10 protein-coding genes are annotated in these 15305 nt (G+C 66.7%); 7 read left to right on the top strand and 3 right to left on the bottom strand.

Annotation, left to right across the window (positions count from 1 at the left end):
- Positions 1 to 214: 214 nt before the first annotated feature.
- On the bottom strand, positions 215 to 454 hold the full coding sequence (locus EX88_RS0110610; protein ID WP_051884925.1) for a hypothetical protein: 240 nt from the start codon (positions 452 to 454) through the stop codon (positions 215 to 217).
- A 368-nt stretch (positions 455 to 822) separates the two neighbouring features.
- On the opposite strand from EX88_RS0110610, the gene EX88_RS0110605 reads away from it, so the two are divergent.
- On the top strand, positions 823 to 1137 hold the full coding sequence (locus EX88_RS0110605; RefSeq protein ID WP_031371969.1) for a hypothetical protein: 315 nt from the start codon (positions 823 to 825) through the stop codon (positions 1135 to 1137).
- Between the two features lie 300 nt (positions 1138 to 1437).
- The gene (locus tag EX88_RS0110600) at positions 1438 to 1980 is read left to right on the top strand and encodes a nuclear transport factor 2 family protein (protein ID WP_223620756.1); all 543 of its coding nucleotides are present in this window, start codon (positions 1438 to 1440) and stop codon (positions 1978 to 1980) included.
- Positions 1981 to 2271: 291 nt separating this feature from the next.
- Here the strand turns inward: EX88_RS0110600 and EX88_RS0110595 are convergent, their stop codons facing one another.
- Positions 2272 to 3399, bottom strand: a complete 1128-nt coding sequence (locus EX88_RS0110595) for an efflux RND transporter periplasmic adaptor subunit (RefSeq protein WP_051884923.1) — start codon at positions 3397 to 3399, stop codon at positions 2272 to 2274.
- Complete coding sequence (locus EX88_RS0110590; RefSeq protein WP_036148567.1) at positions 3396 to 6590, bottom strand: efflux RND transporter permease subunit; 3195 nt, start codon at positions 6588 to 6590, stop codon at positions 3396 to 3398. The genes EX88_RS0110595 and EX88_RS0110590 overlap by 4 nt, the downstream gene beginning before the upstream one ends.
- Positions 6591 to 7053: 463 nt before the next feature.
- On the opposite strand from EX88_RS0110590, the gene EX88_RS0110585 reads away from it, so the two are divergent.
- The 5 genes from EX88_RS0110585 to EX88_RS0110565 all read left to right on the top strand — a co-directional run bounded on the left by EX88_RS0110585 (position 7054) and on the right by EX88_RS0110565 (position 15179).
- Positions 7054 to 8007, top strand: coding sequence for an AraC family transcriptional regulator (locus EX88_RS0110585; protein WP_031371965.1), 954 nt, complete (start codon positions 7054 to 7056; stop codon positions 8005 to 8007).
- A gap of 431 nt (positions 8008 to 8438) precedes the next feature.
- Positions 8439 to 9794, top strand: coding sequence for a hypothetical protein (locus EX88_RS0110580; RefSeq protein WP_235186240.1), 1356 nt, complete (start codon positions 8439 to 8441; stop codon positions 9792 to 9794).
- An 11-nt stretch (positions 9795 to 9805) separates the two neighbouring features.
- Positions 9806 to 10297, top strand: a complete 492-nt coding sequence (locus tag EX88_RS0110575) for a hypothetical protein (RefSeq protein WP_031371963.1) — start codon at positions 9806 to 9808, stop codon at positions 10295 to 10297.
- Entirely contained in the window at positions 10294 to 12270 is a 1977-nt protein-coding gene (locus tag EX88_RS0110570) for a GMC family oxidoreductase (protein ID WP_031371962.1), read from the top strand. Before EX88_RS0110575 ends, EX88_RS0110570 begins: the two co-directional genes overlap by 4 nt.
- Positions 12271 to 12764: 494 nt before the next feature.
- A complete protein-coding gene (locus EX88_RS0110565; RefSeq protein ID WP_031371961.1) occupies positions 12765 to 15179 on the top strand; it encodes a S8 family serine peptidase in 2415 nt (804 codons plus the stop codon).
- Positions 15180 to 15305: the final 126 nt, after the last annotated feature.

The following is a 15305-nucleotide window of genomic DNA, read 5'->3' as shown; positions in this document are numbered from 1 at the left end:
CACGTCCTGTGCGCCGCCCTCCGGGTCTCCACTTGACCGGCAAAGCAGCAAAGCAGCAAAGCAGCAAAGCAGATCAAAATCTCGGCAACTGCAACTGCAACTGCAACTGCAACTGCAACTGCAACTGCAACGACACGCCAGAGCTTCAAATCGACAGCAGGATTCAGGTAACCCGCCATTCCAGGGCAGGCCTGAAGCCAAACGGCGTATCCAATTATTTGCGCCGCAGCGCATGACCATCGCGCTGCATCTGCCGATGATGCCGCTCCGCGCAGGACGGGCCGCAATAGAGCCGCTGCGGGTCGTCGTCGAACGGTTCCAGGCAGGCGTGGTTCAAGCAGTAGCCGGCCGCAAGCGGCCGGGTCATGGCTTCCGCGGCCAGTAGATGGGCCTGCAGCGATTGGGCGAGGTTGATCTCCTCGAATTGCTGCGCTTGATCGATGATGTCGCTCATGGATGGATCGAATCCTTGGGAAAGGCGCCGACGCGAAGTCGTCGCGGGGAGGCAGGTCGAACGCGGCAGGGCCGGTCCGATATGGCGGACCAGGCGGCCGTGTTCGTGTCCGCATCAGCCTTCCATCGCCGCGTCCCACCGGCTGACACGCGGGCGCGGATGGCCGGGGCGAAATCGCATGGCCTGCGCGATTTGCGCCGTGGTTCACGCTGCGATGCGGATGGGCTGAACCGAATCCCTACGGCATGAGGTCATGACATGACGTGCGCATGAACGAAGTCCATAAATGCGGCGCGCGTATCTCGAGGTGAGACGTCGGCTCGCTAAGGTGTCGTCATCGGCCATCGCGCGGCCGAGTGGAGTGCGCCATGACGTTCGAGACCCGTCCCGATCGCGGCCCGGAACCCAGCCGCGCCATGCAGGCCCTGTACGACGCGACCTGGTTCGCGTTGTGCGAAGGCGACCGTTATTCGGCGATGGGTCGGCGCGCTGTCGCCAACTCGTTCTACAAGCTGCTGCCGCTCCTGGCCGAAGCGCGCAAGGCCATGGCGCTCGAGACCGCCGCCGTCCAGGTTGCGGGCGATAGCGCGGCGATGGCGGGCGAGCGTGCGCTGTGCATGCTGCCCTTGGCCGGCATCGGGACCATCGACGCGGCCTCGTCGTCGCTGGCGCAGGACGAATGAATCGGTGCGGACCGGTCTAGCCGACGGGGCGATGCCGGTTCGATCGTCGTTGTCGGCATCGCGCCGGCCGCGGGCCACGGATGCGATCGGTCCGCGGCACTGCTTGGGCCGGCCAGCCCCATTCGATCCGGCTTGCTCCGATCCGATCCGATCCGGGCCGATCCGGGCCGATCCGGGCCGCCCCAAGGCCCTGGTTTTCCTGCGTTTCAGGGCCGTCGCCGCGGGCGCGCGAGGCCCGACAGGCGACGAAGCAGCCGGCTCCGGCTATGATCCCCGGACCGACACAAGGGAAGTGGATCGATGATCAAGTTGGCTTGGGTACTCGGCTTCACCGCAATGCTCGCTTTACCCGCCGGGATCGCTTCCGCCGCCGAACCCAATGCGCCCGCCGCACCGGCTGCCCCGCCTGCCGCTGCGACCGCCGACACCAGTGCCGCCGACAAGGCCTTGCACGACACCATCGCCGGGCTCGATACGCAGGTGTTCGACGCGTTCAACCGCTGCACCGATCCGAAGCAGCTCAAGCGCTATTCGGATTATTTCTCGTCCGACGTCGAGTTCTATCACGACATCGGCGGCGTCTCCTGGACGCGCGAATCGATGATCGCCCAGACCCGTGCCGGCGCCTGCGGCAAGATCCGTCGCGAGCTGATCCCGGGCACGGTCAAGGTGCGTGCGATCAAGAACTACGGTGCGTTGGAAACCGGGCAGCATCGTTTTTGCCAGGTCAAGACCGGACAGTGCGACGGCATCAGCGACTTCTTGCTGATCTGGCGCCAGCAGGCCGATCATTGGGAAGTCGGCCGCGTGATCAGCTACGGCCACGTCGACAGCAAGCCTTGATCGGCTTCGCGGCTCTGAGCGGGACCGCGCGGGCCTGAGGCCCGCATCGGCGCGACCCGCGTCGTGTTTGCGGTCGCGTCCCACTGAGTCTGTTCGAAAGCAAACCCTTCCCCGCGCTCGGCAGCCCGTGCCCAGCAGGGGAAGGCTTCGGCGTGTCCGCTAGACCGGTTGTCCGGTGAGCGCCAGGGCGAGTCGGCCTTCGCGAGGGGTGTTGCAGCGTCTGCCCAGCAAACGCCGGGCAGCGCAACCCACGCACTAACCTCTGCCTAGCCAGCGCCGGGCAACGGGTGATCAGGACTTCTTCGGCGGCGGCAGCGCCTTGGCGTGAACCTTGTTGCCTTCTGCTAGCAGTGCGTTCGGCGCCAGCACGATGGTCTCGCCCGGGCGGACGCCGCTAAGGATCTCGATCTCGTTGCCGAGGTTGCGGCCCAGGGTGACGTCGCGATAGGCGATGGTCGAGTCGCTCTTGAGGGCGACGATCTGGGCGCCGCTGGCGCGCTGGACCACGGTCGACACCGGCAGCACCACCGCCGCGGCCGCGCGCGGCAGGTGCAGGCGCACCGTGCCGACCATGCCCGCCGGGATGCGGCTGTCAGGGTTGGGCAGGCGCAGTTCGGTGCGCATCGCCCCGGCCTCGCGCGAGAGGTTGCGCGCGCTGCGTGCGACCTGGGCCTTGAAGACCTGCCCGGGCAATTCCGGGAAGCTGACTTCCGCTTCCAGGCCCGGTTCGATCTGCAGGGCGGCGTTCTGCGGCACGTCGACGACCACGCGTAGCGGGTCGAGCACGTTGACCTCGAACATCGGCGCGCTGGCCGAGGCCGAATCGCCGACCACGCGGTCGCCGCGCTCGATGTTGCGCGCCACCACCACGCCGGCGAACGGCGCGCGCACCGCCTGGAACGACTGCCGTTCCAGGGCCGCGGTCAGGCGCGCCTGGGCGGCGTTGCGCGCCGCGACCGCGACATCAAAGCTGCCCTTGCGGTCGCTGAAGTATTCCTTGGAGATCGCGCCCGAACCGATCAGCGCCTGGGCGCGGTCGTAGTTGACCTTGGCCAGTTCCTGGTCGGCCGCGGTCTGGGCGAGCACGGCGCGCGCTTCGCGCACCGATTGGTCGATCTCCGGCGCGGAGATCGTCGCCAGCACCTGGCCGGCGGCGACGCGGTCGCCGAGTTCGACCTTGCGTTCGCTGACGAAGCCGGTCGCGCGGGCGTACAACTGTGCCGACTCGCCGGCCTGCGCGCGCGCGGGCAGGGACAGCTCGGTGATCGGGTCGGCGGCCTTGGCCTGCACGGTGAGCACTTCGGGCAGGGCGGCGACCGGTGCGGTCTCCGCGTCGCTGCGGCCGCAGCCCGACAGCGCGGCCAGCAGGGCCGCGGCCAGGGCGGTGCGCAACAGCGGGCCGTTGAGGACGATGTTCATGGAGCGACTCCTGCGGCGATGGCGGCGGCGCCGACCGGGTCGGTCTGCGCCTGCGGTTTCCGGCGGCGGCCGATCACGGCCAGGATGGAAGGAACCAGGATCAGGGTGGCCGGCGTGCCGAACAGCAGGCCGCCGATGACCGCGCGGCCGAGCGGCGCGTTCTGTTCGCCGCCGTCGCCCAGGCCGATCGCCATCGGGATGATGCCGAGCACCATCGCGCAGGCGGTCATCAACACCGGGCGCAAACGCACTGCGGCGGATTCGTAGGCGGCCAGTTCCGGGTCGTGGCCGTCGGCGATCAGGCCGCGCGCGAAGCTGGTGACCAGCACGCTGTTGGCGGTGGAGACGCCGATCACCATCATCACGCCCATCAATGCCGGCACGCTCAGCGGCGTGCCGGTGACGAACAGGCCGATCGCCGCGCCGGCGATCGCCACCGGCAAGCCGGACATCGCCACCAGCGGCTGGATCCACGACTGGAAGTTCACCACCAGCACCAGGAACACCAGGATCGCCGACATCAACAAGCCGGCGGCAAGCTCGCCGTAGGCGCTCTGCATCTCGCCGGCCTGGCCGACGATCTCGATGCGGTTGCCGGGCTTGAGCTGGGCGCCGAGCTCGCCGGTGATCGCGGTCAGCCGGTCGTAGACCGAGCCCAGGTCGGTGCCTTGCACGTTGGCGACCACGCTGATGGTCGGCGCCAGGGTGGTGCGGGCGATACTGGCGGGGACGTTGCGCGGCGTGACCGTGGCGATGTTGCGCAACAACACCGCCTGGCCGTCGGCGCCGATGCGCAGCGGCGCGTTGAGCAGGGCGTCGATGTTCTGCAGGCGGTCGATCGGCGCCTGCACCTGCACGGTGTAGGCGATGGCGTTGACGGTGTCGGTCCAGTACACCGGCGAGACCGTGCCGGCCGAACCGAGCACCGCGAGCACGGCGCGGCTGGCCTGCTGCGCGTCGAGGCCGAGTTGGGCGGCGCGGGTGCGATCGATCTTGACCTGGTACTCGGGCAGGTCGAGCACCTGGCGCAGGGCGATATCGACCGCGCCCGGCACCTGGTGCAGGCGTTGCTCGATCTGGCGCGCGGCGGCGAGGTTGCCGGGCACATCACGACCGATCAGGCGCACCTCGAAGGCGGCCGCGGCGGAACCGGCGAGGGTGCGGCTGGTTGCGTCGGGCGGACGCTCGAACAGCTTCACGTCGGGGAAGCGCTCGGCGATGCGCTGGCGGATCTTGACCAGGTAATCGTGGCTGTTGGCGTGCGGCGAACGCAGCTGCAGCATGATCTCGGCCTCGAACGAACCGACCACGGTGCTGTCGACCAGCGACAGGTTGATCGCGTCGGGCACACCGATCTGTTCGTACACCGTCTGCAGTTCGGCCGGCGGGATGATGCTGCGGATCTCGCGCTGGATGTCGCTGACCCGCGCCGCGGTCTCTTCCAGGCGTGTGCCGGTCGGCAGGCGCACTTGCAGGCGCAGTTGGCCGGCGTCGACCTGGGGGAAATACTCGCGGCCCAGCGACATCGCTGCGAGCGCGCCGGCGCCGAACACCAGCACCGCGACCAGTCCCAGCACGGCGCCGTGATGGCCGAGCCGGATCAGCAGCGCATGGTGCTTGTCGCGCAGCCGGTCGAGCACGTGTTCGACTTTATGGCTGACCTTCAGCAACAGCTTTTCCGGCGCCCAGCGCGGGTTGGCGCGGCTGGCGATGTCGGCCGGCAGCAGCAGGTAGCACAGCACCGGGATCAGGGTGCGCGAGAGCAGGAACGAGGCCAGCATGGCGAAGATCACCGCCAATGCGAGCGGGGTGAACACCCACGCCGACAACCCGGTCATCAGCAGGATCGGCGTCAGCACGATGCAGATCGCGATGGTCGAAACCATCTCCGGGAACACCACTTCCTTGGCGCTGTCGAGGATCGCGGTGCGCACGTCCTTGCCCAGGGCGATGTTGCGGTTGGTGTTTTCGACGTCGACCACCGCGTTGTCGACCAGGATGCCGATCGCCAGCGCCAGGCCGCCCAGGGTCATGACGTTGAAGGTGTAGCCGAGCAGATGGAGCATCGCCACCGAGGCGAGCAGGGCCAGCGGAATCGCCGACAGCACGATCATGCTCGAGCGCCAGGAACCGATGAACACCAACACCACCAGGGCCACCAGCAGGCCGACCAGCACCGCTTCGTGTTCGATCGAGCCGATCGCGTTGTCGACGAACACCGACTGGTCGAAGATCGGCTGGATGCGCGTGCCCGGCGGCGCCGAGGCTTCGATTTCCGGCAGGCGTTCGCGGATCGCGCGCACGATCTCCACCGCGGATGCGCCGCCGAGCTTGATCAGCGCCACCGACACTGCGCTGGAGCCGTCCATGCGCGCGATGTTGGTCTGCAGCGCGCCGCCGTCGCGCACCGAGGCTACGTCGCGCACGTAGATCACCACGCCGTTGCGCGCAGTCACCGGAATTTCCAGGAACTCGGCCGCGGTGGCCGGGCTGGTGTCGATCGAGATCTGCATCTCGCGGCGGCCTTCGCGGATCGAACCCGAGGGCAGGGTCGGGCTGCCGCGTTCGAGCGCGCCGGTGACGTCGGCCGGGGTCAGGCCGTAGGTCTGCAGCTTGGCCGGGTCCAGGTCGACCATGATCTGCCGCGGCGCGCCGCCGTAGGGCAGGGTCATGCGGATGCCGGGGATGGTCTGGATCTGCGAACGCAGTTGCAGGCGGGCGTAGTCGTAGAGCTGGGCCTCGGTCAACGAGTCCGAGGACAGCACCAGTTGCAGCACCGGCGTGCTCGACACGTTGTTGCGCACCACCAGCGGCGGCGAGGTGCCCGGCGGCATGCGCCGCAGGATCGTCTGCGAGACCGCGGTGATCTGCACCAGGGCGCGGTCGAGGCTGACGGTGGGCTGGAAATCGATGCGCACGATGCTGGCGCCGTTGAGCGTTTCCGAACGCACTTCCTTGAGATCGTCGACGGTGTTGAGAATCGCCGCCTCCGAGAACGAGGTCATCTTCGCGGCGACGTCGGCCGCGGGCAGGCCGGTGTAGGTCCAGACCAGGTTGACCGAGGGGATGCCGACCTCGGGCAGGATGTCGGTCGGCATCTTGCGCGCCGACAACACGCCGAACAGCAGGATCAGGATCGCCAGGACGCCGATGGTGTAGCGGCGGCTCAGGGCGTATTGGACTATCCACATCGCGAGGGGTTTCCGACGGCTGGATGAGTGGAGCGGTGGTCCGCGCTGCGCGGCCGGGTAGTCGGTCGCATGACGTGGCAATGACTGTGCGTTTGCCGCAAGCGGCGGCGGGCGTTCGACGGCGTGTCGGCGTCCGCGGCGTTGGCGGTCGGGTTCCGGCCCGGTGGGACGAATCGGGCTGGCGCCTGCCGCGCCGGTCCGCACGGCCCGCTCCGGAGCCGATGCCCGCGGTCGGCGGGCGTCGCCCCATTCAGGACGGCGTCGTCGCGCGCAGGCTCGTCGCCCGCCGGACCCTTGCCGTGGCATCCGACGGGAGATTGGGCATAACTTAGTCCCTGGGTCGCCGGCGCGTTAGTACATTACTGTTGCATCATTGCCTATTCCTGCAATTCGGCCGAAGCGGCACAGTCTTAGGCCAGATTCGTGCCGATAATCGTCGCAACCCGATAGTCGACGGGAAGCCATGAACGCCAATACTTCCGCAGAATCGATCGCCCAACGCGGAAGCTGCGCGGCGCTGGCCGAGTTGGTCGACCGGATTGCCCGATTGACGCACGGCGACGGAGTGCACCCGACCGGGGTCGGCGCCCTGCAGCTGATCCGCATGAGCGCGCCGACCGAGTGCTCGCCCTCGGTGTACGAACCGCGCCTGTGCATCGTCGCCCAGGGCCGCAAGGTCGTGACTCTGTCCGACCGCACTTATCACTACGACCCGCTCAATTACCTGGTGGTGTCGGTGACCCTGCCGATGATCGGCCAGGTCGTCGAGGCCACGCCCGACAAGCCCTATCTGTGCCTGCGCATCGACATCGACCCGGCCGACATCGCCCGCTTGCTGGTCGACGCCGGGCAGTCGCTGGCCGAGCGCGGCTACGGCAGCAGCCACCATTCGGCCGATCTCGGCCTGTACGCGGCCCGCGTCAACAAGACCCTGATGGATGCGGTGCTGCGCCTGATGCGGCTGCTCGATACGCCGCAGGACCTGCCGGTGCTGGCGCCGCTGGCCCTGCGCGAAATCTTCTACCGCGTGCTGATGGGCGACCTCGGCCATCGTCTGCGCGCGCTGACCGTCAGCGACAGCCGTTCCAACCGTATCGCCAAGGCGGTGGCGGTGCTGCGCCAGTGCTATCTGCAACCGTTGAGCATCGAAGCCCTGGCCGAGCAGGTGCACATGAGCACTTCGTCGCTGCACCATCAGTTCAAGGCGGTGACCACGATGTCGCCGTTGCAGTTCCAGAAGCAGTTGCGCCTGCACGAGGCGCGCCGGCTGATGATGGTCAACGGCGTCGAGGCGGTGGTCGCCGCGCATCGCGTGGGCTACGAGAGCCCCTCGCAGTTCAGTCGCGAGTACAAGCGTTTGTTCGGCGCGCCGCCGCGTGCGGAAGTGGTGCAGGCGCGCCGCGCGCCGCAGAGCTGACCGGCCGAGTCGAGGCGCCTGCATCGAGGCACCGCAGGTTCGCGTGCTTGGATAGGCCTACCGGTTCGCGCTGCCACGCGCGCATCCATCGCGCACTCACCTTCGCTCACCCACGCTTGCGCTCGCTAACGATGCGCAGGCGCAACGCGTGCGCTGTAAGCAGTAACGCAAACGAAGTGCGTTGCAGGACAGCGTAGGCGGCGCGAACGCAAATAAATCCCGGATATTTTTCTTTTGCCGCGCGCGTCGCATTTTTGCCCGCGACGCATCGGTAGCTTCTGCGCTCGATGCGAGTGGAGCCAGCGATTGCGATCGCCAGCCAAGCCGGATTCGTCGGCGTGGAATCGCAATACACCAGCACAGGGACGCTGCCTGCACCGCGACGAAGCGAAAGCCTTCGCTTCGTTAGACCAAGGAGCAGGGGTCCCGCCATGACACACCGATACCGCCGCAGTCTGATGCTGTCGGCGTCCGCAGCATTGATCGCCTTGGGCGGTTGCGCCGACAGCGGCGTGAAGCCCGAGCCGCACGACAAACTGACGCGCGCGGATATCCGTGCCCAGGCTGCCGACGGCAAGCTCGCCACCTTGCCGCCGCTGAGCTGGCAGATTCCGCTCGACGTCGACGTGACTCAGGGCAATCCAAGCCTGCAGGACCTGCAGGACGATTTCGATCTGCTGTCGTGGCAGACCTTCGTTGCGGTGAATTGGCCCGCCGGCACCAACGGCAATCCGAATACCGGCACCACCATCGGCGCCAACCTTCCGACGGTGTGGGAAAACTGGAAGGAAAGTCGCGAGGTCTTCCTGCCCGGCGGCGCCACGCCGCCGGCGTGGGGCACCGACTCGCCGCCGCCCGAAGTGTGCAAGGGCATGGGCGACGGCACTCTCAACCTGACCCAGGTCGGCAAGACCCCGAACGTACTCGACGAAAGCGCCGAGCCGTTCGAGACCGGCCCGCTGATCGACCAGAACGGCCAGTACGTGCGCTTCGCGATCATGATGAACCAGGACATGTTCGACCGCATCGTCAGCGACCAGCTGTACAGCAAGGCCGGCCAGGCCGCCTTCAACAAGCCGGCCGACTTCGCCCAGAAACAGACGCCGAGCAACGTCGGCGCGATCATGATCAAGTCCTCGTGGAAGGTGATGAGCGGCAACGACGACCCGAGCCGCTTCCACACCATCAAGGCCCTGGTCTACACCAACCCGGGCGAGCACGAAGGCGTGTCGGCGTCGTGCAAGTTGCAGACGATGGGACTGGTCGGCCTGCACATCGTGCACAAGACCAAGCGCGCACCGCAGTGGGTGTGGTCGACCTTCGAGCACGTCGACAACGCGCCGAGCCTGGGCGAGCCGCAGTCGAAGCCGAGCTATAACTTCTTCAAAAAGAACTGCACTGCCTGCCTGGCCAACGAGCCGCCGCCACGGCCGTGGAACCCGAACGCGAGCTACACCCAGCCGACCCAGGTGGTGCGCGAGATTCCGCTGACCGATGCGACGCAAAAGCTCAACGCCCAATACCAGGCCTTGCTGCGCAGCGCCAATGCGAGTTCGGTCTGGGCCAACTACGAGCTGATCAGCACGCAGTGGCCGACCAAGGCGAACAACCCGATCGACCCCAGCGGCACGCCCGCGCCGGTCTTCCTCGCCAACGCGACCCTGGAGACCTACATCCAGGGCAAGACGCAGCAAGGCTCGTCGAGCTGCATGGGCTGCCACAACAACGCCACCATGACCAACGGCATGACCTCGGATTTCACCTACCTGCTGCAGCGCGCGCAATAAGGAGCCTTTCGATGACCCCCATGGACACTTTCATCAGCCTCAGCATCGGCCTGACCGGGTTCAAGCGCGGAGCGCTGGCGCCTGATGACGATACCCACGACATCAAGTCCCTGTATCTGAAGACCTTCGCCGAGCGTGTGACTCAGGCGACGGTCGACGACATCCTGCTCTGGTACAGACTCATCGACAAGCGGGTGTTGGGCAATACGCCCGATCGCGAGGAGCGCGTGGTAGCGGTGCTGTTCGCGGACAAGCCCGAGTACGAACTCCCGTGCCGGAAACTGTTGTTCCTGTGGTATGCCGGCGCCTGGCCGACGGTCGTCGACACCCCCGCGTCCACTCACGGCCAAACCTTCAGCGAAGTGATCTCGGCCGAGAGCTACACCCAGGGCCTGGTCTGGCGGGTGATGCAATCGCATCCGATGGGCAGCACCACCTACAACTACGGTTACTGGGCCAACCCGCCGCCGCCGCTGAGCGCCTACCTGGAGAACCCGGTATGAGCATCGTCACGCCTACCGGCGGCTTCGACGTGGTGATCGTCGGCTCCGGCATCGCCGGTTCGATCATCGCCTACCAGATCGGCAAGACCGGCAAGAAGGTGCTGATCCTCGAAGGCGGGCCCCCGGTACCCAAGAGCCGCGAGGAATACCTGCAGACCTTCTTTACGTCCAACGCGAAGACTCCCGAGTCGCCGTACCCGCCGACCATTCAGGGCGCCGTCCCGGCCACCGCCGACAATCCGCTCGGCCAGCCCAACCCGTCCAGCCTCAACACGCCGCGCTACACGGTGTTGCAGATCAATGCCTGGCAGAACCCGAACATCAGTTATTTCGTCTACAACGCCCCGAAGCAGGGCATAGCGCCCGACAGCCCGGAACTGACCTTCGCCTTCGGCAGTTCCTACGAGCGCGTCGCCGGCGGCACCACCTGGCATTGGCTCGGTACTTCGCTCAACAATCTGCCCAACGATTTCCAGCTCAAGACCAAGTACGGCCAAGGCGTCGACTGGCCCGGCGGGGTGCAGTTCTACCAGAACCTGGTGCCGTACTACCGCAAGGCCACCGAGGTGATCGGCGTGTCCGCCGACAAGCAGGCGATGGTCGATCTGTACAAGACCTTCGACGTAGAACCCAGCGGCGTGTACGGCGACAACTACGGCTTCCCGATGCCGGGCATCGTGGAGTCGATGAACGACGTGCTGTATGCGCAGAAAGTCACCACGCTCAAGATCGACAACATCCCGCTGTTCGTCACGCCGACGCCGCAGGGCCGCAATTCGCGGCCCGGCAACCGCCGCCAGTGCGCCGGCAACACCAACTGCATCCCGATCTGCCCGATCCAGGCCAAGTACGACGGATCGGTGACCCTGGCCCAGGCCCTGCAGACCGGCAACGTGCAGATCCAATACAAGACCGTGGCGAGCAACATCCGCCTCAGCGGCGACCGGGTCAGCGGCATCGACTACATCACCTACGACAGCCAGACCGGGCCGCCCACCGGCACCGGCACGGTGTCGGCGAAGCTCTATGTGCTGGCCGCGCACGCGATCGAGACGCCGAAGCTGTTGCTGATGTCGAAAAACAATCCGGGCTGGAAGAATGGCGTCGCCAACAGCTCCGGCCAGGTCGGCCGCAACCTCATGGACCATGTCATGTACCTGGCCTGGGGCCTGGCCAAGGATCCGATCTATGCCTTCCGCGGGCCCTTGTCGACGTCGGGCATCGAGGCGGCGCGCGACGGCGCCTTCCGCAGCCAGCGTGCGGCCTATCGCATCGAGATCGGTAACGAGGGTTGGAACTGGGCCACCAACGACCCCAATACCACCCTGTCCGATTTCATCTTCGGCCAAAACAACACGCAATTGAACGGCGACTCGCTAAACCAGCAGAACCAACCCCTGCGTTTCGACCCGAGTTTGTCGGCCTTCAGCAAGTTGTTCGGCACCCGTCTGGTGAACACGCTCAACGCGATCTACGTGCGCCAGTTGCGCCTGGGCTATCTGATCGAGCAGCTGCCCGATCCCGACAACCGGGTGCAGTTGTCGTCGCTGCGCGATCACCTCGGCCTGCCGCGCCCGGCGGTGACCTACCGCATCCGCGAAGACTATGTGCGCAACGCCTTCGTCTCGGCCAAGCAAGTGTCGACGCAGATCTTCAACGCACTCGGCGCCAAGGAATACACGCAGCTGCCGGGGCCGGTGCAAACCAGCGGCGATACGGCGACGGCGAGCCTGTTCGAATACAAGGGCGACCGTTTCGCCTTCTACGGCGCGGGTCACATCATCGGCACCTACCGCATGGGCAGCAACCCGCGCGATTCGGTGCTCAATGCGCGGCAACAGTCCTGGGATCATTCCAATCTGTACATGGTCGGCAGCGGCGTGTTCCCGAGCACCGCCACCGCCAATCCGACCTTGACCATCGCCGCCCTGGCCTTGCAGGCGGCGGACAATATCCTGCACGACCTCGTTTAACCCCACGGGGCGTGCGGATGCTGCAGGGAGGGCAGAGGAGGCCGCGTCCGGGAGGGACGCGGCCTCATTGCATTGCGCGCCGGTATCGCCGTTGGGGCGACGCAAACCGTTGGAGTATCCGCTCGACGGCGCGCATTTCGGTTTCAACGGAAACGGAATGCCGGGCAACGCTGTCACGGATGTCCGATCGAATCCGATCGCCTGCTCGAACGGTCTGTTCGAAGCGTCTGCTCGAACCTAACGCAAGTTCGCTGGATCACCCCACGCGAGACGTCATTGCGATTCGTTCTATGAAAAATTCGACGCCGCGGTAGGGGAATTAAACGCGCGTCACGTTTGATCTAGTGAGCCGGTTCGAAGCGCCTTGCGCACGAACGGCTCTCATCGAGGTTTCCATTCGCCGGAACAAGGTCTTCGCCTTGGCCTGCCGCGGGCGTGCGCCCATCGGCGACGGTGTTCCGTGCTTGCAATCACACGAATAGGAAAGGCAAAGAATGAAGAAGATCCCTTCGAACAAGACATTCGCCGTGCTCGGTCTCGCCGCGGCTTGCGCGACCGTATTGATGTGGTCGCGCCAGGATGCGCAGCAACGGTCGCTCGGTGCGCCCGGCGATGCGTTCGCCGCAAGCTCCCGCGCCGCGGGCTCCTTTACCGGCGCCAGCATGCGCAACGTCGCCTACCTCGCGCCCACGCCGCGCAACGATGCGCAGGCCAAGCTCGGCAGCGGCCAATTGCTGGATGCGGTGCAGTGGCTCGCGCAGACTCAGGCGGCCAACGCGGCGTCGTCGACCGCGGCAACGACGGGTGCTGCGGCGTCCGGGGGCCTAGTCAGCGCTCAGGGCGCTGCGAAGCAGACGGTCAGCGCCGCCGCGCAGATCGCCGCGCTCGATCGCGCAGGCATCCCGCTGCGCTTCCGCGACGGCGAGAAGGTCAAGGTCAACCTAGGCTTGGCGCTGAGCTTCGAGGAAGTGCAGAACCCCAGCCTGCTCGACCGCGCAACGTCGACCTTGCGCGAGACGCTGCTGGCCGCCGGTCTGCAGGCGATCCAGGTCAAGGGCTCGCCGACCTTGGAAGCGGAGGTGCCGCTGGCCCGCCTGGAATGGGTGGCCAGCCTGCAATCGGTGGCCCGGGTCTCGTTGATGAATCTGTCGCAGGCCGCTGCCTTCACCGATGGCGCTGCGGCCAGCAACCTCGATCATCTGCGCACGCTCGGCAATTATCAGCAGATCGCAGAGAACTTGCGCAGGGATCTGCGCGGCGAGGGCCTGAACATCGCGATCGTCGACCATTTCGGTAACGCCGAAGGCCAGATTGCGGCGCTGCAAGCCGAGGGCGAATGGCCGAGCAACACTGTCGCCGAGCCCGACAAGATCACCATGACGCCGTCGAGCGAGGGCGAATTCGGTTATCGCGTACGCGCAAACCACGGCAACGCGGTGGCCGAAATCGTTCACGACATCGCGCCGGCGGCCAAACTGCGCCTCTACGACAACTACGGCGCTGCCGACTGGGTCAGCGCGATCCAGGATGCGGCCAATCTCAGCGACCAGAACGTCATCCTGGGCGAGCCGCGCTCGCAGGTCATCACCGCGTCGCTGGGTTTCAACCTGTACGCACCCGGCGACGGCACCGGCACCGGTAGCGACCTCAAGGGTCTGTACGACGCCATCGAGGCGGCCGCGCGCAACGGTGTGCTGATCCTCAATGCCGCCGGCAACGAAGCGCAGAAGCATTGGGACGGCAGCAGCACCGCCGGCCTGGGCAACGCCGTGCAGCAGGATTTCGATGTGTCCGCAGCGGGCATCGACACCGTCAACCGGCTGATCCTGAGCGCGAACTTCAACGGCTGCATCCCGGTCGGCGCCTTCAGCCTGGCGGATCAGAACGACTACGACATCAGCGCGACCCTGGGCTGGAACGATTGGGCCAATGCCAACAACACCGCCGACACCGACTACCGGCTGGAGCTGGTGCGCTGGGCCGATGCGGTTCGCCGCAACGGCCGCATCATCACCCCGGCCGGCTGGGTCGTAGCGACGCAGTCGGACGAGGCCCAGGACGGCCGCGCCGGCCAGGCGCCGCTGGAAGGCGTGTCCTTCGTTCCGCCGGCCGCCACCCGCACCGCCGAATGCAACGGCGTATTCAACGCCAACCGCTTCGCCGGCGGCGGCAAGTTCGGTCTGCGCGTCGTGCGCAAGACCGCCGGTGCGAACAACTTCCTGCGTCTGATGATCGGCGGCTACTACACACCGCAGTACGCGCAGGCCGAACGTTCGCTGATCCACCCGGCCGACTCGGCCAGCGTGATCACGGTGGCGGCGCTGGACGCGGCGACCTCGAACCTGGAGGGCTACAGCTCGCGCGGCCCGGTGCTGGCGGCCGGCGGCGCGCGCCCGAACGGACAGGCGGCGGGCAACGCCAAGCCCGACATGGCCAACTTCGCCAACGTCGACACGATGTCTTACGGTGCCAACGGCTTCAACGGCACCTCCTCGGCGACACCGCACGTGGCCGCTCTGGCTTTGCTCGGTCTGCAGCATCAGCGTCAGCTGACCAACGCGACCGTGCCGGTGTTGCCCGCCAACCCGACTGCGCAGCAACGTGCCGACCACGCCGTGGCGCTGCGTCAGCGCAACGTGACCCTGACCGGATCGGTGTACGACTCGCTGGCGTATGTGGCGGGGACCGGCGGTAACGACCTTGGCGTCGCCGGTTTCGACAGCAGCTACGGCACCGGCCGCGTGAAGTTCCATGCGCAGTCGCAGGCCTGCTTCCTGTCGGCGCTGTACGACCCGGCTTACCGCAGCCTGCTGCCGGCACAGGCCAACCCGTTGCCGGCAGGTCAGAAGAGCTACGACGTGTTGCACGGCGAGAACGGCACTGCCTGCTCCAACGCCGTCGCGCAGTAAGGCGACAGCGCGGTAAACAGGTCATGGCCCCGCGTCGCGTGCGCGCGGCGCGGGGCCGTCACCGGGCAGGCCTCGGCGTCGGCTTCGCATGGTTCATGGCCACGGTGCCCGCCGATACGGCGGGGA

It is taken from the genome of Lysobacter antibioticus (genome assembly GCF_000731095.1).
GTDB classification, from domain to species: Bacteria; Pseudomonadota; Gammaproteobacteria; order Xanthomonadales; family Xanthomonadaceae; genus Lysobacter; species Lysobacter antibioticus_B.
The sequence above is the reverse complement of the archived record's forward strand: the minus strand, read 5'-3'. Positions and strand labels throughout refer to the sequence as shown.

Coding starts and splice junctions, on each gene's coding strand:
- EX88_RS0110605 (WP_031371969.1), top strand. CDS start 823: ATGACGTTCGAGACCCGTCCCGATCGCGGCCCGGAACCCAGCCGCGCC.
- EX88_RS0110610 (WP_051884925.1), bottom strand. CDS start 454: ATGAGCGACATCATCGATCAAGCGCAGCAATTCGAGGAGATCAACCTC.
- EX88_RS0110590 (WP_036148567.1), bottom strand. CDS start 6,590: ATGTGGATAGTCCAATACGCCCTGAGCCGCCGCTACACCATCGGCGTC.
- EX88_RS0110565 (WP_031371961.1), top strand. CDS start 12,765: ATGAAGAAGATCCCTTCGAACAAGACATTCGCCGTGCTCGGTCTCGCC.
- EX88_RS0110575 (WP_031371963.1), top strand. CDS start 9,806: ATGACCCCCATGGACACTTTCATCAGCCTCAGCATCGGCCTGACCGGG.
- EX88_RS0110570 (WP_031371962.1), top strand. CDS start 10,294: ATGAGCATCGTCACGCCTACCGGCGGCTTCGACGTGGTGATCGTCGGC.
- EX88_RS0110600 (WP_223620756.1), top strand. CDS start 1,438: ATGATCAAGTTGGCTTGGGTACTCGGCTTCACCGCAATGCTCGCTTTA.
- EX88_RS0110585 (WP_031371965.1), top strand. CDS start 7,054: ATGAACGCCAATACTTCCGCAGAATCGATCGCCCAACGCGGAAGCTGC.
- EX88_RS0110580 (WP_235186240.1), top strand. CDS start 8,439: ATGACACACCGATACCGCCGCAGTCTGATGCTGTCGGCGTCCGCAGCA.
- EX88_RS0110595 (WP_051884923.1), bottom strand. CDS start 3,399: ATGAACATCGTCCTCAACGGCCCGCTGTTGCGCACCGCCCTGGCCGCG.